18 protein-coding genes are annotated in these 21,484 nt (G+C 70.3%); 12 read left to right on the top strand and 6 right to left on the bottom strand.

Annotated elements, in window-relative coordinates; translation table 11 throughout:
• Positions 1–37: 37 nt before the first annotated feature.
• On the top strand, positions 38–409 hold the full coding sequence (locus FNV62_RS08960) for a hypothetical protein (protein WP_097283381.1): 372 nt from the start codon (positions 38–40) through the stop codon (positions 407–409).
• A 107-nt stretch (positions 410–516) separates the two neighbouring features.
• Here FNV62_RS08960 and FNV62_RS08955 read toward each other — a convergent pair whose 3' ends face one another.
• The gene (locus FNV62_RS08955) at positions 517–1,491 is read right to left on the bottom strand and encodes an NAD(P)-dependent alcohol dehydrogenase (RefSeq protein ID WP_144315016.1); all 975 of its coding nucleotides are present in this window, start codon (positions 1,489–1,491) and stop codon (positions 517–519) included.
• A 203-nt stretch (positions 1,492–1,694) separates the two neighbouring features.
• Positions 1,695–2,147 (bottom strand): MarR family winged helix-turn-helix transcriptional regulator, encoded by a 453-nt coding sequence (locus FNV62_RS08950; protein WP_097283380.1) that lies wholly within the window; start codon positions 2,145–2,147, stop codon positions 1,695–1,697.
• Positions 2,148–2,240: 93 nt separating this feature from the next.
• On the opposite strand from FNV62_RS08950, the gene FNV62_RS08945 reads away from it, so the two are divergent.
• On the top strand, positions 2,241–3,299 hold the full coding sequence (locus FNV62_RS08945; protein WP_097283379.1) for an ABC transporter permease: 1,059 nt from the start codon (positions 2,241–2,243) through the stop codon (positions 3,297–3,299).
• Between the two features lie 75 nt (positions 3,300–3,374).
• On the opposite strand, the gene FNV62_RS08940 is transcribed toward FNV62_RS08945, so the two are convergent.
• Positions 3,375–3,800 (bottom strand): GNAT family N-acetyltransferase, encoded by a 426-nt coding sequence (locus FNV62_RS08940; RefSeq protein WP_144315015.1) that lies wholly within the window; start codon positions 3,798–3,800, stop codon positions 3,375–3,377.
• A gap of 22 nt (positions 3,801–3,822) precedes the next feature.
• On the bottom strand, positions 3,823–4,488 hold the full coding sequence (locus FNV62_RS08935) for a TetR/AcrR family transcriptional regulator (protein WP_144315014.1): 666 nt from the start codon (positions 4,486–4,488) through the stop codon (positions 3,823–3,825).
• 140 nt (positions 4,489–4,628) lie between these two features.
• Here FNV62_RS08935 and FNV62_RS08930 point away from each other — a divergent pair, with 140 nt between their 5' ends.
• Complete coding sequence (locus FNV62_RS08930; RefSeq protein ID WP_413083821.1) at positions 4,629–6,059, top strand: MFS transporter; 1,431 nt, start codon at positions 4,629–4,631, stop codon at positions 6,057–6,059.
• A 71-nt stretch (positions 6,060–6,130) separates the two neighbouring features.
• On the opposite strand, the gene FNV62_RS08925 is transcribed toward FNV62_RS08930, so the two are convergent.
• Together FNV62_RS08925 and FNV62_RS08920 are read right to left on the bottom strand one after the other, a co-directional pair.
• Positions 6,131–6,802 carry a DUF305 domain-containing protein gene (locus tag FNV62_RS08925; protein WP_054233348.1) on the bottom strand — a complete coding sequence of 224 codons (672 nt, stop codon included), beginning with the start codon at positions 6,800–6,802 and terminating at the stop codon, positions 6,131–6,133.
• Positions 6,803–6,894: 92 nt separating this feature from the next.
• Entirely contained in the window at positions 6,895–7,347 is a 453-nt protein-coding gene (locus tag FNV62_RS08920; protein ID WP_144315012.1) for a DUF6153 family protein, read from the bottom strand.
• A 418-nt stretch (positions 7,348–7,765) separates the two neighbouring features.
• Here FNV62_RS08920 and FNV62_RS08915 point away from each other — a divergent pair, with 418 nt between their 5' ends.
• From FNV62_RS08915 to FNV62_RS08875, 9 genes are all read left to right on the top strand, one after another.
• Positions 7,766–10,306 carry an ATP-binding protein gene (locus FNV62_RS08915; protein WP_144316440.1) on the top strand — a complete coding sequence of 847 codons (2,541 nt, stop codon included), beginning with the start codon at positions 7,766–7,768 and terminating at the stop codon, positions 10,304–10,306.
• 83 nt (positions 10,307–10,389) lie between these two features.
• Positions 10,390–11,124, top strand: a complete 735-nt coding sequence (locus FNV62_RS08910) for a DUF4118 domain-containing protein (protein ID WP_144315010.1) — start codon at positions 10,390–10,392, stop codon at positions 11,122–11,124.
• A gap of 220 nt (positions 11,125–11,344) precedes the next feature.
• Positions 11,345–13,186, top strand: coding sequence for an APC family permease (locus FNV62_RS08905; protein WP_143612617.1), 1,842 nt, complete (start codon positions 11,345–11,347; stop codon positions 13,184–13,186).
• A 266-nt stretch (positions 13,187–13,452) separates the two neighbouring features.
• Complete coding sequence (kdpF, locus tag FNV62_RS08900; protein ID WP_016434100.1) at positions 13,453–13,542, top strand: K(+)-transporting ATPase subunit F; 90 nt, start codon at positions 13,453–13,455, stop codon at positions 13,540–13,542.
• Positions 13,543–13,549: 7 nt separating this feature from the next.
• Complete coding sequence (kdpA, locus tag FNV62_RS08895; protein WP_143612616.1) at positions 13,550–15,214, top strand: potassium-transporting ATPase subunit KdpA; 1,665 nt, start codon at positions 13,550–13,552, stop codon at positions 15,212–15,214.
• Between the two features lie 35 nt (positions 15,215–15,249).
• A complete protein-coding gene (gene kdpB, locus FNV62_RS08890) occupies positions 15,250–17,349 on the top strand; it encodes a potassium-transporting ATPase subunit KdpB (RefSeq protein ID WP_144315008.1) in 2,100 nt (699 codons plus the stop codon).
• Between the two features lie 6 nt (positions 17,350–17,355).
• On the top strand, positions 17,356–18,024 hold the full coding sequence (locus tag FNV62_RS08885) for a potassium-transporting ATPase subunit C (RefSeq protein ID WP_097283371.1): 669 nt from the start codon (positions 17,356–17,358) through the stop codon (positions 18,022–18,024).
• Between the two features lie 124 nt (positions 18,025–18,148).
• A complete protein-coding gene (locus tag FNV62_RS08880; RefSeq protein ID WP_054233355.1) occupies positions 18,149–18,832 on the top strand; it encodes a response regulator in 684 nt (227 codons plus the stop codon).
• A 34-nt stretch (positions 18,833–18,866) separates the two neighbouring features.
• Positions 18,867–21,455, top strand: a complete 2,589-nt coding sequence (locus FNV62_RS08875; protein WP_225900209.1) for a sensor histidine kinase — start codon at positions 18,867–18,869, stop codon at positions 21,453–21,455.
• The last annotated feature ends 29 nt before the right edge of the window (positions 21,456–21,484 follow it).

The following is a 21,484-nucleotide window of genomic DNA, read 5'->3' as shown; positions in this document are numbered from 1 at the left end:
CCGTTCCGTCGACCGGTGCAGACACAGGGGGAATGACATGCTCAAAATCTTGCGCGGCGTCGCCGCGTTGGCGACCGCGGCGACCGCCGTCGTGGCGATGAGCGGCGCGGCGCAGGCCAAGCCCGCTGAAGGCGACTGGAATGGTTGCCCGTACGGGGCCGTCTGCATCTGGGGTCAGGACCGCAACCCGTACCTCGACCCCCACCCGACCAACGTGTACTGGAGCTACGGCGCCCACAACCTGAGCAACCAGTACGGCGACCACTACGTCTTCAACAACCAGTACGGCGGCGCCGGCATGAGCCTGTGCACCGGCTACAACGGCGTCGGCTGCCACGTGGCGCTCGAGGTGCAGGAAATCGGGAGCTTCAACCTGACGCCTTACAACTCGCTCACCCTCAACCGGTAGCGCATCCACTGCCCCTGACCGGCATGGCTGTCCGCTGGCCGGTCCCGGTATCGGGAGGAGTGAGGAAGAGGGGGAGCCTCAGGTGCATGCTGGGCCTCAGCGGTCCGTCACACGGTGATGACGACCTTCGAGCGCGCGTGCTCCACTTCGAGGTACCGAATGGCCTCGGGTACTTCACTCAACGGGTAGGTCCGGTCGATGACTGGGGTGAGTTTCCCGGACTCGGCGAGTTCTCTCAGCGCTGCCAAGTTCTCCTTGCTCGGCGTCGCCGTGAGGACGAGCAACCGATGGCGGACAAAGCGAGACATCGCTTGCCCCTTGAGGATGAGACCCATCGGCCCGACAAGGCTCCCGCCTTCGGATACGCCCCCACCGGAGAGAACGAGCCTCCCCGTGGGTGTCAGCGCGCGTCGGCACTCGGTCAACGTATGGTTCCCCACCAGGTCGAACACGACGTCGTACCGCCGTCCGTTCCGGGTGAAGTCTTCCCGGGTGTAGTCGACGAGATGATCCGCGCCCATCGACCGGACCAGTTCCATGTTTCTCGTACTGCACACGCCGGTCACTTCCGCGCCGAACGCCTTGGCGATCTGTACGGCGAAGGTGCCCACACCACCTGACGCACCATTGACCAGTACCTGCTGTCCCGGCTGTACCCGTCCCAGGTCGCGCAGGCCCATCAGCGCGGTGTTCCCCGCCAGCGGCACCGCGGCCGCCTGCTCGAACGGCAGGCCGGCTGGTTTCGGCTCCACCACGTTGTCCTGGGCACACACGTACTCGGCGAATGCCCCGTCGACTTCGCCGAATACCTCGTCACCGGGACGGAACCGCTTCACGTTCCTGCCCACCGCTTCCACCCGACCCGCGAAGTCCGTGCCCCGGATCTTCGTCTTCGGGCCGCTCAACCCGAGCACCAGGCGCGCCAGGTACGGGTCGCCCCGCATGAGGTGCCAGTCGCGGGCGTTGACCGCGGCCGCGTGGACTCGAACCAGTACCTCATGGTCGGCGACGACCGGCTTGTCGACCTCCCTGAGTTCCAAGACGTCAGGCGAGCCGTAGCGGTCCTGGGCGATCGCCTTCATCGGGCCTCCGTAGCGAACGAGTTCGATCCAGAATGGATCGGCTGACCGGAAGTTCAGCACTACTCACGACGGTAGGCGAGCGACCTCGGTGCGGGCATCGGGGCAAATCCCTAGGTGACGCACAGCACCAGACGGCGACGGGGCCTGGTCTTTTGTCTCGCGTCGAACTCGTCGGCACGCGACCTGCTCGGCCCGGTGGCTCCTCAGGGTGTGCTGTCGACGTCCATGGCCGCCGGGTTCAGCGACGTCAGGAGTTTCAGGAGCAGTGAGTGGGCCTGTTCCTGCTCCGTCGGTGTGAGTACTTCCAGGGCTTCGGCGTGGGTGGCGTCCACGGCGGCGCCGGCCTCGGCCGCGAGCCGCAGGCCGGCCTCGGTGGCGTGCAGGCGCTGAGTGCGTCTGTCGCCAGGGGCGGTCCGCCGTTCCAGGAGCCCCCGCTCGACCAGCCCGTTGACGGCGGTTCCCATGGACTGGGGGGTGATCGCCGCCCTGCGCGCGGCGGTCGCGCTGGAGACGCCCGGGTCGAAGGCGGCCTGGATCAGGGCGCTGTTCTGGGCGAGGGTCAGCTGGAAGGGGCGCAGGGTGCGCTCGATCCGGGACGCCATGATCTGGCCGATCTGCCAGGCCACGTAGCCCGTACGCCGGTCGGGATGTTTCACGTGGCGGACCCCTTTTGTAAGGCAGCTGATTGTGGTGTACAAAGATTATCAGTTGACTTCCATTCTTCCTATTCTTCGAGGACCCTGCCTCCGATGTCCCAGCACTCCTCCGCCCGACAGCACCACAAGCACGCCCTGGACGTGGCCCATCCGCCGCCGCGCCCCGGAACCCCGCGCGCCGTCCTGGTGCCCGTGGCGGTCGTCCTGCTGATCGGCACCGTGTTCGTCAGCGTCTACCTCGCCGCCTTCCACGCACCGCGCCCCCACGAGCTGCGGGTGGGCACCACGGAGATCGGCACCCATCAGGCGAGCCTGCGCCAGGACCTCGCACGCGTCGTCCCGGACGGCTTCACCCTGGAGACCTACCCCGACGAGTCCGCCGCCCGGCGCGCCGTCCAGGACCGGTCGGTCTACGCGGCCTACCTCGGCAACGGGGATCTGCTCTACGGCAGTGCCAACGGAGCCGCCGTCACCGCCACCGTGACCACCGCGTTCGGCTCCGTGGCCCGCGCGGAACACCACCGCCTCTCCGTCGAGGACGTCGCCCCGGCGTCGGCGGGGGACACCCGGGGGCTGTCCGTCTTCTACGCGGCCTTCGGCCTGGTACTGGCCGGATACCTCTTCGGCATGACCACCTACCAGCTCGCCCCCCGCCTCCAGTACCGCTGGCGGATGGCCAGCCTGGCCCTCTTCGGCGTGGCCGGCGGCGTCCTGGTCGCCGTCATCGGCGGCGGCACGGGCTTCGGCGCCCTGCCCGGCCCCTTCCTGCCCCTCGCCCTCGTCGTCGCGCTCATGGGCGCCGCGGTCGGCGCCACGACCATGGTGCTGCTGCGCCTGTTCGGCTCCGCCGGCGTCAGTCTCGCCTCGATCCTGCTGCTGATCCTCGGCAACAGCAGCAGCGGCGGCATCATGCCCGCCGCCTACCTCCCCGCCTGGCTGCGCCCGCTGTCCGAGATCCTGCCCGTCGGGGTCGGCGTCCGCGCCATGCAGGGGCTCTCCCGATTCCAGGACGACGGTCTGACCCGCGCCCTGGTGATCCTCCCGCTGTGGGTGCTGGGCGCTGCCGCCGTGCTCTACCTCAAGGACGTCTTCCGACGCGAGACCCCGAGCCGTGTGCCGGACACGGCCGAGCCCCAGCCCGCGGCGGCCTGACAGCGGACGCTTCCGCACCCGCCCCTGTCCCCCTGCCGAGGGTTCATGGACAACCCCGGACGGCGGTGCCGCCCTTCAGCCGGCCCGGATGAAGCGGGCCATCCCGATGGACTTGGGCGCCCTGTCGGTGAACCCGAACTTCCGGTAGAGATGGTGCGCGTCGCCGTCGGCCATGAGGGAGACGTACGAGAGTGCCGGCGCGCGGCGTTCCAACTCGTCGTTCAGGGCCTGTATGATGCGGCGGCCGAGTCCATGGCCCTGGTGCTCGGGCAGCACGCAGATGTCGACGATCTGGAAGAAGCATCCACCGTCGCCGATGATCCGGCCCATGCCGATCGGATCGCCACCGTGGACGGCCACCACCCCGTACCAGGTGTGGGCCAGCCCCACCGCCGCGCCCTCGGCCGACTTGTCGCTGAGGCCGGCGCGGGTGCGGAGCCGGCGGTAGTCCTCCACCGACGGGACACCGGGGCGGACCTCGTATGCGCTGGGATCGGGCAAGGCGGTTCCCCTTACGGCTCGGTTACGGCTTGGTGTGACGCGGGGCGTAGTGGCCCAGGAACATGTCGACCCCACCCGTGATCAGACGGTCGGTGAGACCGTCGTCGACGTCGGTGCCGTAGGCACTGAAGACCAGGTACGGGAAGACCAGCAGGGAGTAGAGCTGGAGCACGGCCACCTCGATGTCGGGGACGTCGAGCCGGCCCTGTGCGACCAGTTGCCGGAGTGCTCCCGCGACGGCGGGGTGATGGCGCTCGGGACCGGCGTCGTGCCAGCCCTCGCCGAGTTCGGGGAAGCGGTGCAGTTCGCGGGCGACGACGTTCCGCAACGCGAGGATCTCCGGGTTGGTGCGGATTCCGGCCACCCAGGCGCGGGCGGCGGCGATGAGCGACTCACGCAGGTCGTCCGAGTCGGCGAGGCGGGCGACGGCGTCGGCGAGGGTGCCGCCGAGCGGGGCGTCGAGCGAGTCCTTGACGACCCCGATGAACAGGGCTTCCTTGCTGCCGAAGTGGTTGTAGACCGTCACCTTGGACACGCCCGCCTCGGCGGCGATGAGATCGACGCTCACGTCGAAACCCTCACGCAGAAACAGCTCGCGGGCCGCTTTGAGGATGGCCAGTCGCTTTGCCTCGGCGCGCGGTCCGGCGGGGGGCCGCTTGACGTCCTTCGTGTCGTCCTTCGTGCTCATGCGACGAGTCTACCGACATCTGAACTGAACGGTTGAGTTCATATGTACTGGGCCGTACAGTTCACTTGACCGGTCGTACCGAGTTCGTCGTGGCCCGGCCGCACTTCCCCCTTCCGTATCGCACGCTCGGAGGAGTCGTCGTGACGCACAGCACCGCTGACGCGCACCACGCGTCCGCTTCGCAACCCCCGGCCGACCCGCGCCGCTGGCTGATGCTCGTCCTGCTCTGCCTGGCCCAGTTCATGCTCATCCTGGACGTCACCGTCGTGAACGTCGCCCTGCCCGACATGGCGACCGACCTCGACCTCGGCAGGCAGGCGCTGACCTGGGTGGTGACCTCGTACACCCTGTGCTTCGGCGGGCTGATGCTGCTCGGCGGGCGCCTCGCCGACGTGTTCGGCGCCCACCGCACCGTCCTCGCCGGGATCGCGGTGTTCACCGCCGCGTCCCTGGTCACCGGGCTCGCCACGGGCGCGCCCATGCTGCTGGGCGGCCGGATGTCCCAGGGCGTCGGAGCCGCCCTGCTCTCCCCGGCCGCGCTCTCGATCGTCACCACCGACTTCCACGGTGCGGAACGCAACAAGGCGCTCGGCGTCTGGGCCGCCGTCGGCGGCGCCGGATCGGCCATCGGTGTGCTCCTGGGCGGGGCGCTGACCGACGGGCCCGGCTGGCAGTGGGTCTTCTACATCAACGTGCCCGTCGGCGTCCTCGCCCTCGCCGCGCTGCCGGGCCTGCTCCCGGCCCGTCCGCCGCGGCCGGCCCGGCTCGATCTGCCCGGCGCGCTGCTGGTCACCGCGGGCACCGGGGCGCTCATCTACGGCCTGGTCAAGGCGGGCGACACGGGCTGGAGCGGAGCCGCCACACTGCTGTCGCTGCTCGCGGCGGTCGTGCTGTACGGGGCGTTCGCCGCGGCCGAACGGGTCGGCGGCGCCCCGTTGATGGACCTCCGCATGCTCACCCGCCGTCCCGTGGTCGCGGGCGCGTTCCTGTTGCTGATCGCCACCGCGCTGCTGATCGCGTTCTTCTTCCTGGGCTCGGTCTATCTGCAACACGTACGCGGCTTCAGCCCGCTGCGGACCGGCCTAGTGTTCCTGCCCGTGGCCGTCGCCACCGCCGTCGGCGCCCACCTCGGGTCCCGGCTCGTCGGCAGGATCGGCAGCAGGACCACCGCCGTGGCGGGCATGGTGATCGCGGCGGCGGGCACCGCGCCACTGACCCGGCTGTCGCACGACGGCAGCGTGTACGCCGGCCTGCTGCCGGGCCTCGCCGTCGCCTCACTCGGCCTCGGGGCGGTCTTCGTCACCGCCACCACCACGGCGCTGGCCATGGTCGCTCGCGAAGAGGCCGGGCTCGCCTCGGGCGTCGTCAACACCTTCCACGAGGTGGGGGGTTCGATCGGCGTGGCCGTCCTGTCCACCGTCGCCGCCGCGGGCGTCGAGCACGGCGCGATCGACGGTTTCACGGACGCGTTCAGGCTCAGCGCGGTGGTGGCCGCCGTGAGCGCGGGCGTCGCCCTGTTCCTCGTACCGCGAGGCAGGCCACAGACGACCGGCGGTCCGCATGTCCACTGAAGCGCCCGAGTGACCGCCCGGGCTCCCCACGGCGGCCGAGGGAGCCCGGAACGGTCAACGGGTACCGCGGATCAGAGCCGGTCGAGGATGCTCTGGAGTTGCTTGACCTCGGCGGACTGGCCCGTGACGATGGCGTCGGCCATCTTCTTGGCGTCGGCGTTCTGGCCGCTCTTCTGCTCGGTCTTCGCCATGGCGATCGCGCCGTTGTGGTGGTCGATCATCATCTGGGCGAACATCTTGTCGAACTCCTTGCCCTGCATGGCCTTGAGTTCCTTCATGTCCTTGTCGGACATCATGCCGTCGCCGCCCATGCCCATCCCGGGCATGTCCCCCGCCACGGTGGGCTTGCCCCAGGACTTGAGCCAACCCGTCATGGTCTTGATCTCGGGATCCTGAGCCTTCTCGATCTTCGCGGCCAGGTCCTTGATCTCCGCGTCGGAGGCGCGGCCGTCGGCCAGTTCGGCCATCGCCACGGCCTGCTCGTGGTGGGGGATCATCATCTGCGCGAACGTGACGTCCGCCTCGTCGACGTCACCGGCCTTGGCGGCCGCCGTCGCGGTCGCTGTGGCCGAGCTCTTGCTCCCGCCGTGGTCCATGCCGCTCATGCCGCTCGCACCGTCGCCGCCGCTGCCGCAGGCGGAGAGCATCAGGGCCCCGGCCGCCACGACGCCGACGGCCGCGACACGGCGGACGGGCTTGCGGTGGAGGTGCTTGCCGTGGAAGGCGCGCGTGAAGGCAGTCATCGTGAACTCACCTCGTGTGTTGGTTCTGGCTGTGTGGGCGTACGCGTCGTCGCGGGAGCGCGCGTGGTGCGCGTCCGCGAGGGCGGTTCGGCCTACAGCCGCAGGACCGACAACTCGGTGAGATCAGGGCCGCGGGGTGGGGGATTGGGCCGCAGCATGACGGGCGCCTGGGCGAGGAGCTTCGCCAGCCAGTCCGGACGCCGGGCGAGGGCCCTCCGCAGCAGTGCCGTGAGCACCCACGCACCGAACATCACCGCCACGCACAGCGAGACCATGTCCATCGCCATGGCCGGACTGTCCTTGGAGGACGTGTGCGTGGAGTGCGCGGCGCTGCCCCGCTCCGGTGATGCCGGAGCCCCCATGGGGTCGTGGGCGGCCACCACCGTGGGCACCGTCGAGACCTGGGACGCGCGGCTCATGCCGTCGCCGGGCGGCTGGTCGGGGTGTCCCACGGTGTGCATGACGAACACGCCCAGCGCGAGAACGACGACGAGCAGCAGGTGCCCGTAGGCCCCTCCCGTTCGTACGTATCGGTTCACGCGCACGTCGGCAGTCTCCGTCTGTGATCGCTCCGGACCGGCTTTCCGACACTATCGAAGGTGAGGGGAGCGTGCCGTCGTGGGGGCCGGGTTCCGGCCCCCACGACCTGAACGGTCCATGGAACGCACGGTGCGGTACCGGAACCCCGCACAGACATGGCCGACCCGGAACCGCGCCTCCGGCTGCGCGTCCTTCACCCGGTCGGGCCGGCGCACGTCAAGGCGGTGTCAACGTCCACGTGACCGGCGCCAAGGATGCGTCAATGAGCGCGCCGAACGACTCACGGAAGGGCTTCGGTGGGGGGAAGTACCCCTTCCCGTCGGAGAGTTGATCTTCAGTGAGCGGAGCGCGTCGGCTGCGATGAATGACGGACCGACCGAGATGAGTGATGTGCGGACCGGCGGGGGTGAGGTACGGGCCGCCGTGGGTGACGTACGGCCCGGTCGGCTGAAGGTCTATCTGGGGGCGGCCCCGGGGGTCGGCAAGACCTACCGCATGCTCGACGAGGCGCGCCGTCGGGCGGCACGCGGCGCCGACGTGGTGGTGGGGTTCGTGGAGTGCCACGGCCGCCCGGGCACGGAGGCGCTGCTCGACGGCCTGGAGATCGTGCCGCGCGCCCACTGCGCCCACCGCGGCGGGGAGTTCGAGGAGATGGACCTCGCCGCGGTCCTCGAGCGCCGGCCGCAGGTCGCGATCGTCGACGAGCTGGCCCACACCAACGTCCCCGGAGCCGGCCGCAACGCCAGACGCCGGCAGGACATCGAGGAACTGCTCGCCGCCGGGATCGACGTCATCTCGGCCCTCAACATCCAGCACCTGGAGTCCCTCAACGACGTCGTCGAGAAGATCACGCGGATGCCGCAGCGCGAGACGGTGCCCGACGAGGTCGTACGACGGGCGCAGCAGATCGAGTTCGTCGACATCACGCCGGAGGGACTGCGTCGTCGGATGGCGCACGGCAACATCTACGCCCCCGAGAAGATCGACGCGGCCCTGGCCGACTACTTCCGGCCCGGCAATCTGACCGCGCTGCGCCAACTGGCCCTGCTGTGGGTGGCCGACCGGGTGGACGAGGCGCTCCAGTCGTACCGCTCCGAGCACGGCATCGGCGGGGTGTGGGAGATCCGGGAGCGGGTGGTCGTGGCCCTCACCGGCGGGCCCGAGGGCGGCACCCTCATCCGGCGGGCCGCCCGGATCGCCGACCGGTCGGCGGGCGGTGACCTGCTCGCCGTGCACGTGACCCGCAGCGACGGCCTCGCCGCGGGTGCCTCGCACGCCTCGCTCGCCCGGCAGCGGCGGCTGGTCGAGGATCTGGGCGGGAGCTACCACTCGGTCGTCGGCGACGACGTGCCCACCGCCCTCGTCGACTTCGCCCGCGCCGAGAACGCCACCCAACTCGTCCTCGGCACCAGCCGACGGGGCCGCGTCGAACGCTTCGTCACCGGCCGCGGCACGGGCGAGACGGTGGTCGAACTCTCCTCGGACATCGACGTCCACATCGTCACGCACGAGCGCGCGGGACGCGGCACGCTGCTGCCCTCGCGGCGGCGCACCCTGTCGACCGCGCGCCGGGTCGCGGGCCCGGTCGCCGGGCTGCTGCTGCCCGTGGCGCTCACCTTCCTGCTCGATCTCGACTGGGCCCGGGACCGGCTCAACCTCACCAGCGAGGCGCTGCTGTTCCTGCTGACCGTGGTGGGCGTGGCCTGCATAGGAGGGGTCGTCTCGGCGGTGATCGCCTCGGTGACGGCGTCCCTGCTGCTCAACTACTGGTTCATCCCGCCCGTCGGGCAGTTCACGCTCGACGATCCCAACGCGCTGCTGGCCCTGGCGGTCTTCGCGGCGGTCGCCGCCGTGGTCGCCGGTGTCGTCGACCGCTCCCTGCGTCTGTCGCGGCGCTCGGCCCGCGCCACCGCCGAGGCCGAGACCATGTCCTCGCTCGCCGGCAGCATCGTGCGGGGCGGCGCCACGATCCCGGCGCTGGTGGAACGTACCCGCGAGACCTTCGGCATGGACTCGGCGGAACTGGTCGACGAGCCGCCCGGAGACAACGGCGCGACGGTCGTGCCCGCGGGCCCCGGCGCCTTCCTCGTCCTGCGCGGGCGCCCCCTGCCCTCCTCCGAGCGGCGTGTGCTCGCCGCGTTCGCCGCCCACGTGGGATCCGCCGTCGAACGCGCCAGGCTCGCGGAGGCCGCCGCCGAGGTCGAACCGGTCAAAGCGGCCGACCGGATGCGTACGGCGCTGCTGCGGGCGGTCGGCCACGACCTGCGCACGCCTCTCGCGGCGGGCTGGGCCGCGGTCTCCTCGCTGCGCAGCCGGGACGTCGAATTCTCCGACGAGGACCGGGACGAACTCCTCGCGACCGCGGACGAGTCCATGGCCAGACTCAACCGCCTGGTCGAGAACCTCCTCGACCTCAGCCGCCTTCAGGCGGGCGCGCTCACGTTGAACCTGCGGGCCACCACACTGGAGGAGGTCCTTCCGGCGGCGCTCGCGGACACCCCCGAGGTGGTGGTCGGGGACCTGGAGGAGATCCCGGCCGTGCTGGCCGATCCGCCTCTCCTGGAACGCGTGATCGCCAACCTCGTCGGCAACGCGGCCCGCCACAGCCCGGCGGACCGCAAGGTGCTGCTGACCGCGAGCGCACACGCGGGCCGCGTCGAAATCCGTGTCGTCGACCGCGGCCCCGGCCTGCCGCCGGCCCTCAAGCTCTCGGCTCCGCCCGGGCAGGGAGGCACCTCCGTCCGCGACCGGCTCTTCGAGCCCTTCCAGCGCCTCGGCGACACCGACAACACCACCGGTCTCGGCCTTGGCCTGGCCCTGTCCCGGGGGCTGACCGAGGCGATGGACGGCACCCTCACCCCGGAGGACACTCCCGGCGGCGGTCTGACGATGGTGCTGTCGCTGCCCTTCGCCGAGCGGGTGGATCTTCCCAGTGATACGCAGAGCGTAGGAGGCGGCGTATGAGCGGGGGGCGTACGAGTCGTGGAAGCGGCGTACGAGGGCTCGGGCCCGAGGTCGCCGTGGCAACCGCAGGAGGTGACGGTGTGATGACCGGCTATTCGCTCCGGGACCGGCTCGCCCTGGTGGCGGGCCTGGTGGGCCCCTTCCTGGTGGCGCTCGTCCTGGTGCCCTTCCGCACGGATCTGTCGCGTACGAACGCGGCGCTGATCCTGGTCGTGGTGGTGGTCGCGGTCGCCGCCCTCGGCAGCCGTACGGCGGGGGCGCTCGCGGCGCTGTCCGCGGCGGCCTGGTTCGACTTCTTCCTCACCCGCCCGTACGAGACGTTCGACATCCATACCTCGTCCGACATCGAGACGGCGGTGCTGCTGCTCGTCGTCGGCGTGATCGTGTCCCAGCTCGCGGCCCGGGCCCGCCGCCTGGAGGTCATCACGGTGACGGACGCGGACTATCTCGCCCGCGTCCACGAGACCGCCGTGCTCGCCCAGTCCGCCAAGTCCTCCGACACCGTGGTCGACCACGTCCGCGGCCAGCTCACCGAGCTGCTCGGCCTGCGCGGCTGCCGCTACGAGTACGGCACCCTGCTGGGGCAGCCGCCCCGGCTCGAGCAGGACGGAAACGTCTCGGTCGGCCACCGGCGCCGGGGCGACGCCTGCGGCTGGCCGGACGGCGAGATCGAACTGCGCACCTACGGCAACGGCCACTACCTGGGCCGCTTCATGCTCACCCCCGGCCCGGGCCCCGTACCCCCGCTCCAGGCCCGCCTGGTGGCGGTCACCCTCGCCGACCAGACGGGCGCGGCCCTCGACACGGCCGGGCAGTAGGTAACCGAAGGATCACTGAGCGCAGCCGAGCGGGAGCCGAGCGGGAGCCGCGCGGGGCACACGGTCGTCAAGGTCCCGTCAACGTCCCGTCAAGGTCCGGGGCTTCGGCGCGAAGAAGGCGCAAGGAAGGATCGAAAGCAGTCGGGGACGGACAGAACCTGGGCGCACCCGCGCACGCCTCCCCGCGTGCGCGGGCCATCGCGTAAGGAGCCCGTATCCCATGTCTGTCCTGACCATCGAGCCGGGGGCGACCCCCGCCGACGAGGAGCCGCCCGATACCGGCGAGCGCCATCGCCTCACCGCCCTCACGGGTCTGGCCGCCCTGTCGCTGGACGCGATGGCCTCGGTGGCGTACGGGCCCGAGGCGATCGTCCTGGTGCTGGCCGCGGCGGGCGCGCACGGCCTCGGCTTCACGCTGCCGGTGACGCTGGCCATCGCCGGCCTGCTGGCGGTGCTCGTCGCCTCGTACCGGCAGGTGATCGCCGCGTTCCCGGACGGCGGCGGGTCGTACGCCGTCGCCAGGACCCACCTGGGCGCCCGTACGAGCCTGGTGGCGGCGGCCTCGCTGGTTCTGGACTATGTGCTGAACGTGGCGGTCGCCGTCACCGCCGGAGTGGCCGCCCTGACCTCGGCGTTCCCCGAACTCTACGGCGACCGGCTGTGGCTGTGTCTGGCCGTGCTGGTGCTGATCACGGGCGTGAATCTGCGCGGCATCGTGGAGTCGGCGCGCGCGTTCATCGTGCCGACGGCCGTCTTCGTCGTGTCGATCCTGGTGCTGATCGCCGTCGGTCTCTTCCGGTCCGCGCCCGTCAGCACCGCGGCCACGACCGGGCACGCCTCCGTCCTCGCCGACAACGCCACCACCGTCGGCGCGCTGCTTCTGCTGAAGGCCTTCGCCTCGGGGTGCAGCGCGCTCACCGGTGTCGAGGCACTGGCCAACGCCGTGCCGTCCTTCCGCGTCCCGCGCGTGCGCCGGGCCCAGCGGGCGGAGGTGGCCCTGGGCGCCGTCCTCGGGGTGATGCTGATCGGCCTGTCGGTCCTCATCTCGCGCTTCCACCTCCAGCCGGTCGAGGGCGTCACCGTCCTCGCCCAGCTCGCGGACGCCTCGCTCGGCCACAACTGGGCCTTCTACGTCATCCAGTTCGCCACGATGATCCTGCTGGCGCTCTCCGCGAACACCTCCTTCGGCGGCCTGCCCGTGCTGCTGAAGCTGCTCGCCCGCGACAACTACCTCCCGCACGTCTTCGCCCTGAAGGCCGACCGACAGGTCCACCGTCACGGTGTGCTCGCGCTGGCCCTGGTCTCGGCGGCCCTGCTCGTCTTCTCCGGCGGCGACACGAACACCCTGGTGCCGCTCTTCGCCATCGGCGTCTTCATCGGGTTCACGATCGCGCAGGTCGGAATGGTCCGGCACTGGCGTGGTGAGCGGGGGAGGGGGTGGCGGGGCAAGGCCCTGCTGAACGGTTTCGGCGCCCTGCTCACCGGCGTCTCGGCGGTCGTGGTGACGGCGACGAAGTTCGAGGACGGCGCTTGGCTGATAGTGATCGCCGTGCCGCTGCTGGTGGCCGCCTTCGAGACGGTGCACCGGGCGTACGCGCGCATCGGTGAGCGGCTGGGCCTCGGGCGGATTCCCGAGCCGCCGCACCGCGAGCGTTCACTGGTGATCGTTCCGGTGTCGAACCTGTCCCGGCTGACCGTGGAGGCGCTGAACGCCGCCGCCTCCCTCGGCGACGAGGTGCGCGCCGTCACGGTGTGCCATCCCGACGCCGAGGACCGCGCCCACACCCACGCGCTGGCCCGCGACTGGGCACAGTGGGACCCCGGGGTACCGCTCGTCCAGCTCACCTCCGAGCGCCGCACCCTGGGGCGCCCGATCGCCGAGTACGTGGGCGAGACGGCCGCCGCGGAGCCCGGCACCCGGGTCACCGTGCTGATCCCCGAGGTCGAGCCGGACCGGCTGTGGCAGCGGCTGCTCCAGAACCAGCGGGGCGCGGTCGTCGCCCACGCGGTGCGCCGTGACACGGACGCGGTGATCTGCCGACTGCGGTTCCGCATCTTCTGAATCCTCCGACGCGTACTGAGCCGGAAGGCGGGACCCGTCGCCGCACGTGGAGCGGCCGACCGTAAGGGTTCCGTCAAAGGCGGACCGGCCGCCGTATGGGAGGTGTCAACGGCGGCCAGATCCGGCCATCGAGGCGGTTACCTCTAACCGTCCGCTTCATTTCTGAACCTCATCTAGGAGTTCGCGATGGCCGATCTGGCCTTCGTCGTCACCACGATCGCGGTGTTCGCGCTGGTGGCCCTCGTCGCCAAGGGGGTGACGAAGCTGTGACCGCCGAGAACATTGTCGGCCTGGTCGTGGCCGTCGCCCTGCTGGGCTATCTCGTCCTCGCCCTGATCTTCCCGGAGAGGTTCTGAGAGCGCCATGAGTCCCGTTCTTGCCGGCGTGCTCCAGTTGCTCGCGCTCATAGCGGCACTGGCCCTCGCCTACGTCCCCCTTGGCGACTACATGGCCAAGGTCTACTCCTCCGACAAGCACTGGCGTGTGGAGAAGTGGATCTACAAGGGCATCGGCGCCAATCCGAACACGGAGATGCGCTGGCCCGCGTACCTGCGCGGCGTCCTCGCCTTCTCCGCGGTCGGCGTCCTCTTCCTCTACCTGCTGCAGCGTCTCCAGGGCCATCTGCCCGGCTCGCTCGGCTTTGCCGCCATCGACCCGGACCAGGCGTTCAACACCGCCGCGTCGTTCGTGTCGAACACCAACTGGCAGTCGTACTACGGCGAGCAGGCCATGGGCCACGTCGTGCAGACCGGCGGCCTGGCGGTGCAGAACTTCGTCTCGGCCGCGGTCGGCATCGCCGTCGCCGTGGCGCTCGTACGCGGCTTCTCGCGCTCCCGCACCGGTGAGCTCGGCAACTTCTGGGCCGACCTGGTGCGCGGCACGATCCGCATCCTGCTGCCGCTCTCGGTCGTCGCCGCGATCGTCCTGGTCGCCTGCGGCGCGATCCAGAACTTCTCCGGGATCCACTCCGTGGGCCAGTTCATGGGCGGCTCGCAGCAGTGGAACGGCGGCGCGGTCGCCTCGCAGGAGGCCATCAAGGAGATCGGCACCAACGGTGGCGGTTACTTCAACGCGAACTCGGCCCACCCCTTCGAGAACCCCACCCCCTTCTCGAACCTGTTCGAGATCTTCCTGCTGCTGGTCATCCCGTTCGCGCTGACCCGCACCTTCGGCCGCATGGTCGGCAGCCTGAAGCAGGGCTACGCGATCCTCGCCACGATGGCCACGATCTGGCTCGGCTTCATCGCCCTGATGATGTGGACCGAGTTCGCCCACCACGGTCCGGCGTTCCAGATCGCGGGCGGCGCGATGGAGGGCAAGGAGAACCGCTTCGGTGTCGGCGCCTCGTCGATCTTCGCGGTGTCGACCACCCTGACCTCGACGGGTGCGGTGAACTCCTTCCACTCCTCGTTCACCGGCCTCGGCGGCGGTATCACCATCCTGGGCATGCAGCTGGGCGAGATCGCACCCGGTGGTACCGGCTCCGGTCTCTACGGCATGCTGATCATGGCGATCATCGCGGTGTTCATCGCCGGTCTGATGGTCGGCCGCACCCCCGAGTACCTGGGCAAGAAGATCGGCACCCGCGAGATCAAGTTCGCGGCCTGCTACATCCTCATCACCCCGGCGCTGGTGCTCGTCTTCACCGCCGCTGCGATGGCCCTGCCCACTCCGGGCCACTCCATGACCAACAGCGGGGCGCACGGCTTCTCCGAGATCCTGTACGCCTACTCCTCCGGCGCCAACAACAACGGCTCGGCCTTCGCGGGCCTGAACGCCGACACGCAGTGGTTCAACAGCACGATCGGCATCGCGATGCTGCTCGGCCGCTTCCTGCCGATGGTGTTCGTGCTGGCGCTGGCCGGTTCGCTCGCCGAGCAGAAGCCGGTCCCGGCCACCGCGGGCACCCTGCGCACCGAAAAGCCGCTGTTCACCGGCCTGTTGGTGGGCGCCATCCTGATCATCACCGGTCTGACCTACTTCCCGGCGCTCGCGCTGGGTCCGCTGGCCGAGGGGTTGGCGTCATGACCACTCGCACAGATTCACCTTCAGAAGAGGACTCGATGTCCACAGCCACTCCGACCCGGGCGCCGCACAGCGATGTGCCGACCGGCCACAAGACTGACGAAAGCCGTGTCGGCGCCGGTCTGTTCGACCCGAAGCAGCTGCTCAGGTCGCTGCCGGACGCCTTCCGCAAGCTCGACCCGCGGGTGATGATCAAGTCGCCCGTCATGTTCGTGGTGCTGGTCGGCTCGGTCCTGACGACGATCTTCTCCTTCAAGAGTCCGGGCGACTGGTTCGGCTGGGCGATCAGCGCCTGGCTGTGGCTGACCGTGATCTTCGCCAACCTGGCGGAGGCGGTGGCCGAGGGCCGCGGCAAGGCGCAGGCGGACACGCTGCGCAAGGCCAAGACGGACACGGTGGCCCGCCGCCTCAACGGAGACGTGGAGGAGCACGTCCCCGGCACCGAACTGCGCGTCGGCGACCTGGTCGTCTGCGAGGCGGGCGACATCATCCCCGGCGACGGAGACGTCGTCGAGGGTGTGGCGAGCGTCGACGAGTCGGCGATCACCGGTGAGTCGGCCCCGGTCATCCGGGAGTCCGGCGGCGACCGCAGCGCCGTGACCGGCGGTACGAAGGTCCTCTCCGACCGGATCGTCATCAAGATCACGACGAAGCCCGGCGAGACCTTCATCGACCGGATGATCGCTCTGGTCGAGGGCGCGGCCCGGCAGAAGACGCCGAACGAGATCGCGCTGAACATCCTGCTCGCGTCGCTCACGATCGTCTTCCTGCTCGCGGTGGCGACCCTGCCGCCGTTCGCCGACTACGCGGGCACGCACCTGACGATGGTCGTCCTGGTGGCCCTCCTGGTCTGCCTGATCCCGACGACGATCGGCGCGCTGCTCTCGGCGATCGGCATCGCGGGCATGGACCGGCTGGTCCAGCGCAACGTCCTGGCCATGTCCGGTCGCGCGGTCGAGGCCGCCGGCGACGTCTCCACGCTGCTGCTCGACAAGACGGGCACCATCACCCTCGGCAACCGTCAGGCCTCCGAGTTCGTGCCGGTGTCCGGCACCACCGAGGCCGAGGTGGCCGACGCCGCCCAGCTGTCGTCGCTGGCCGACGAGACGCCCGAGGGCCGCTCCATCGTCGTACTGGCGAAGGAGAAGTACGGGCTGCGCGAGCGGCACCAGGGCGAGCTGTCCGGGGCCGAGTGGATCGCCTTCACCGCCCAGACCCGTATGTCGGGTGTGGACGTCGACGGACGCAAGATCCGCAAGGGCGCGGCCGGTTCGGTCATCGCCTGGGTCCAGGAGCGGGGCGGCGAGGTGTCGGCCGACGCCGACACCCTCTCCAACCGGATCTCCGAAGCGGGCGGCACGCCGCTGCTGGTGGCCGTCGAGGACACCGACGGCGCGCGCGTCCTCGGAGTCATCCACCTGAAGGACGTCGTCAAGGAGGGCATGCGTGAGCGGTTCGACGAGCTGCGCCGGATGGGCATCAAGACCATCATGATCACGGGTGACAACCCGCTGACGGCCAAGGCGATCGCGGACGAGGCCGGCGTCGACGACTTCCTCGCGGAGGCGACTCCCGAGGACAAGATGGCGCTCATCAAGCGCGAGCAGGCGGGCGGCAAGCTCGTCGCGATGACCGGCGACGGCACGAACGACGCCCCCGCGCTGGCACAGGCGGACGTGGGCGTGGCGATGAACACGGGTACGTCGGCCGCCAAGGAGGCCGGCAACATGGTCGACCTCGACTCGAACCCGACCAAGCTCATCGAGATCGTCGAGATCGGCAAGCAGCTCCTCATCACCAGGGGCGCGCTCACGACGTTCTCCATCGCCAACGACGTCGCGAAGTACTTCGCGATCATCCCGGCACTGTTCGCGGCGGTCTACCCGGGCCTGGACAAGCTGAACATCATGCACCTGTCCTCGCCCGACTCGGCGATCCTGTCGGCGGTCATCTTCAACGCGCTGATCATCATCGCGCTGGTCCCGCTCGCCCTGCGGGGTGTGCAGTACCGGCCGGTGAGCGCCGACAAGATGCTGCGGCGCAACCTCGGGATCTACGGTATCGGCGGCCTGATCGCCCCCTTCATCGGCATCAAGATCATCGACCTGCTCATCTCCCTCATCCCCGGAATCGGCTGATCGGCTATGAACAACTCGGTTACGAACACTGCCCGGTTGCTCTGGGCGGGCCTGCGCGCCCTTCTGGTGCTCACCGTGGTGACGGGCGTCCTCTACCCGCTGGCCATCACCGGGGTCGCCCAGGGCCTGTTCTCGGACCAGGCGAACGGCTCGGAGATCAAGGCGAACGGCAAGGTCGTCGGCTCCTCGCTGATCGGCCAGTCCTACAACCTGCCGCTGAAGAAGGGTCAGGAGACCCCGGACGCCGACCTGAAGTGGTTCCAGGGCCGCCCCGCGAACGGGCTGGGCGCCAACAGCGTCAACACCCAGTACAAGCTGATCCTGTCGGGCGCCACCAACCGTTCCGGTGACAACGCCGACCTGATCAAGTGGGTCAAGGACGCCAAGGCGGCCGTCATCAAGGACAACTCGGTGAACGGCTACACGGTCAAGCCGTCCGACGTGCCCGCCGACGCGGTCACCTCCTCCGGCTCGGGCCTGGACCCGGACATCTCCCCGAAGTACGCCGACATCCAGGTGCACCGGATCGCGGAGAAGAACGGCCTGCCTGTCGCCCAGGTGCAGAAGCTGGTCGACGAGCACACCGACGGCCGCACCCTCGGCTTCATGGGCGAGCCCCGCGTCAACGTGCTCGAACTCAACATCGCGCTCAAGGGACTCGTGGCGAAGAGCTGATGGGGTTACCTGCACCACGCGGGAGTCGGCGGCCGGGGACGCTCCTCGAGTCGCCGACTCCCGCAGCCATGAGGCCGGTTCCGTATGGCTCCGGCCCGCCGTACAACAGGAAGGGCGCACACCGATGACCCGGGTACTGGTGGTGGAGGACGACCCTCAGCTCGTCCGGGCCCTCGTGATCAACCTGCAGGCCCGGCGGTACGGAGTGGACCCGGCCCCCGACGGCACCACCGCGCTGCGCATCGCCGCCGCCCGGCAGCCCGACGTGGTCCTGCTCGACCTCGGCCTGCCCGACATGGACGGCACGGACGTCATCAGGGCCCTGCGCGGCTGGACCCGCGTACCGATCCTCGTCCTGTCCGCCCGCCGCGCCTCCGACGAGAAGGTCGCGGCCCTGGACGCGGGCGCCGACGACTACATCACCAAGCCGTTCAGCATGGACGAACTCCTCGCCCGGCTGCGCGCCGCCGTCCGCCGCACGGACGACGTTCCGCTGGCCCCCGAGACCACGCTCGTCATGACGGACGGCTTCACCATCGACCTGCTCGCCAAGAAGGCCACCCGCGCCGGGCACGACGTACGCCTCACACCGACCGAGTGGCATCTGCTGGAGATCCTGGTCACCAACCCCGGCCGGCTCATCACGCAGAAGCACCTGCTGGCGGAGGTGTGGGGTGTCAGCCAGAGCAACAAGACCAACTACCTGCGGGTCTACATGGCCCAGCTCCGCCGGAAACTGGAGGCGGACCCCGCCCACCCCCGCTATCTGATCACCGAGCCGGGCATGGGATACCGCTTCGAGAGCTGAAGCGCGCGTACGAAACCGACGAAGAGAAGAGAAGATGGCACGCGGCAAGCTTCGGATCTACCTCGGTGCGGCACCGGGGGTCGGCAAGACGTACGCGATGCTCTCCGAGGCGCACCGCCGGGTGGAGCGGGGCACCGACTGTGTCGTCGCCTTCGTGGAGCACCACCACCGGCCGCGCACCGAGGTGATGCTGCACGGTCTGGAGGAGATCCCCCGTAAGGAACTGGAGTACCGCGGAACCGTCTTCACGGAGATGGACGTGGACGCGGTGCTGGCCCGGCGCCCCCAGGTGGCCCTGGTCGACGAGCTGCCCCACACGAACATCCCCGGCTCCCGCAACGCCAAGCGCTGGCAGGATGTCGAGGAACTCCTCGCCGCCGGGATCGACGTGATCTCCACCGTCAACATCCAGCACCTGGAGTCGCTGGGTGACATCGTCGAGTCGATCACCGGCATCCGGCAGCAGGAGACGGTGCCGGACGAGGTGGTACGGCGGGCGGACCAGATCGAGCTGGTCGACATGTCACCGCCCGCGCTGCGCCGTCGTATGGCGCACGGCAACATCTACAAGCCGGACAAGGTCGACGCGGCGCTGTCCAACTACTTCCGGCCCGGCAACCTGACCGCGCTGCGCGAGCTGGCGCTGTTGTGGGTGGCCGACCGGGTCGACGAGTACCTGACCGAGTACCGCAGTGAGCACCGGGTCTCGAAGATCTGGGGTTCGCGGGAGCGGATCGTGGTCGGGCTGACCGGTGGTCCCGAGGGGCGCACACTGATCCGCCGGGCCGTGCGGCTCGCGGAGAAGGGCGCGGGCGGCGAGGTCATGGCCGTCTACATCGCCCGCAGCGACGGACTGACCTCCGCCTCGCCCAAGGAACTGGCGGTCCAACGCACACTGGTGGAGGACCTGGGCGGCACCTTCCACCACGTCATCGGCGACGACGTCCCCACGGCGCTCCTCGACTTCGCGCGCGGGGTCAACGCCACCCAGATCGTCCTCGGGGTGTCCCGGCGCAAGGCATGGCAGTACGTCTTCGGACCGGGCGTCGGGGCGACGGTGGCCCGCGACTCGGGTCCCGACCTCGACGTCCACCTGATCACCCACGGCGAGGCGGGCAAGGGGCGCGGACTGCCGGTCGCCCGGAGCGCACGGCTCGGCCGCCTCCGGGTCGTCTGGGGCTGGTTGACCGGCGTGGCCGGGCCGGCCCTGCTCACCCTGCTGCTGACCGGCGTCGCGCCCGAAGTCGGCCTGGCCAACGACATGTTGCTGTTCCTGGCGATGACGGTGGCCGCCGCCCTGCTGGGTGGGCTGTATCCCGCCCTGGCCTCGGCCGTGGTCGGCTCCCTGCTGCTGAACTGGTTCTTCACCCCGCCCGTCCACACCCTGACGATCGCCGACCCGAAGAACATCGTCGCCATCGCGATCTTCGTCGGGGTCGCGGTGTCGGTGGCGTCGGTGGTGGACCTGGCGGCCCGGCGTACGCACCAGGCGGCCCGGCTGCGTGCCGAGTCGGAGATCCTCTCGTTCCTCGCGGGCAGCGTGCTGCGCGGCGAGACCAGCCTGGAGGCCCTGCTGGAGCGGGTCCGGGAGACCTTCGGCATGGAGTCGGTCGCGCTCCTGGAGCGGGAGAGCGACGTGACGCCGTGGACCTGCGCCGGACGGGTGGGCACGGGGAGGACGTTGGAGCGGCCGGAGGACGCGGACGTGGACATGCCGGTGGGGGACCGGATGGCGCTCGCGCTGTCCGGGCGGGTCCTGCCGGCGGAGGACCGCCGGGTGCTCGCCGCCTTCGCCGCCCAGGCCGCGGTGGTCCTGGACCGGCAGCGGCTCCAGTCCCAGGCCGACCAGTCCCGTGCCCTGGCCGAGGGCAACCGCATCCGCACCGCGCTGCTGGCCGCCGTGAGCCACGACCTGCGGACCCCGCTGGCCGGGATCAAGGCCGCGGTCTCCTCGCTGCGGTCGGACGACGTGGCCTGGTCGGAGGAGGACCGGGCCGAGTTGCTGGAGGGCATCGAGGAGGGCGCCGACCGGCTCGACCACCTCGTGGGCAACCTGCTCGACATGTCCCGCCTGCAGACGGGCACGGTCACCCCGCTGATCCGCGAGATCGACCTGGACGAGGTGGTGCCGATGGCGCTGGGCGGCGTACCGGAGGACAGCGTGGAGCTGGACATCCCCGAGACGCTGCCCATGGTCGTCGTCGATCCCGGTCTGCTGGAACGCTCGGTCGCCAACCTCGTGGAGAACGCGGTGAAGTACAGCCCGGCGGACGAACCGGTCCTGGTCGCGGCGAGTGCCATGGCCGACCGGGTGGAGGTACGGGTGGTGGACCGCGGCCCAGGCGTCCCCGACGAGGCCAAGGACCGCATCTTCGAACCCTTCCAGCGCTACGGCGACGCTCCCCGCGGCGCGGGCGTGGGTCTCGGGCTCGCCGTCGCGCGGGGCTTCGCCGAGGCGATGGGCGGCACACTGAACGCCGAGGACACGCCTGGCGGCGGACTCACCATGGTCCTCGGTCTCCCGGCCGCGGCCGGCAACGGTGCGACGGCGGTGCCCGCATACGCTCATGAGCGCGTAGCTCCTCCTCGGGCCGCCGATGCCCGCTCCGGACCGCCACACTGAAGTACGCGTCTGCTCGTCCGAGGCTGAAG

The sequence above is a fragment of the Streptomyces sp. RLB3-17 genome, from assembly GCF_007113425.2.
GTDB classification, from domain to species: Bacteria; Actinomycetota; Actinomycetes; order Streptomycetales; family Streptomycetaceae; genus Streptomyces; species Streptomyces mirabilis_D.
Note: the sequence above shows the minus strand (reverse complement) of the source record. Positions and strands in the feature narration are given on the sequence as shown.

What these genes read in the sequence shown, in the direction of transcription:
- FNV62_RS08960 (WP_097283381.1), top strand. Translation starts at nt 38, where the DNA reads ATGCTCAAAATCTTGCGCGGCGTCGCCGCGTTGGCGACCGCGGCGACC.
- FNV62_RS08955 (WP_144315016.1), bottom strand. Translation starts at nt 1,491, where the DNA reads ATGAAGGCGATCGCCCAGGACCGCTACGGCTCGCCTGACGTCTTGGAA.
- FNV62_RS08945 (WP_097283379.1), top strand. Translation starts at nt 2,241, where the DNA reads ATGTCCCAGCACTCCTCCGCCCGACAGCACCACAAGCACGCCCTGGAC.
- FNV62_RS08935 (WP_144315014.1), bottom strand. Translation starts at nt 4,488, where the DNA reads ATGAGCACGAAGGACGACACGAAGGACGTCAAGCGGCCCCCCGCCGGA.
- FNV62_RS08925 (WP_054233348.1), bottom strand. Translation starts at nt 6,802, where the DNA reads ATGACTGCCTTCACGCGCGCCTTCCACGGCAAGCACCTCCACCGCAAG.
- FNV62_RS08910 (WP_144315010.1), top strand. Translation starts at nt 10,390, where the DNA reads ATGACCGGCTATTCGCTCCGGGACCGGCTCGCCCTGGTGGCGGGCCTG.
- FNV62_RS08905 (WP_143612617.1), top strand. Translation starts at nt 11,345, where the DNA reads ATGTCTGTCCTGACCATCGAGCCGGGGGCGACCCCCGCCGACGAGGAG.
- kdpA (WP_143612616.1), top strand. Translation starts at nt 13,550, where the DNA reads ATGAGTCCCGTTCTTGCCGGCGTGCTCCAGTTGCTCGCGCTCATAGCG.
- kdpB (WP_144315008.1), top strand. Translation starts at nt 15,250, where the DNA reads ATGTCCACAGCCACTCCGACCCGGGCGCCGCACAGCGATGTGCCGACC.
- FNV62_RS08885 (WP_097283371.1), top strand. Translation starts at nt 17,356, where the DNA reads ATGAACAACTCGGTTACGAACACTGCCCGGTTGCTCTGGGCGGGCCTG.
- FNV62_RS08880 (WP_054233355.1), top strand. Translation starts at nt 18,149, where the DNA reads ATGACCCGGGTACTGGTGGTGGAGGACGACCCTCAGCTCGTCCGGGCC.
- FNV62_RS08875 (WP_225900209.1), top strand. Translation starts at nt 18,867, where the DNA reads ATGGCACGCGGCAAGCTTCGGATCTACCTCGGTGCGGCACCGGGGGTC.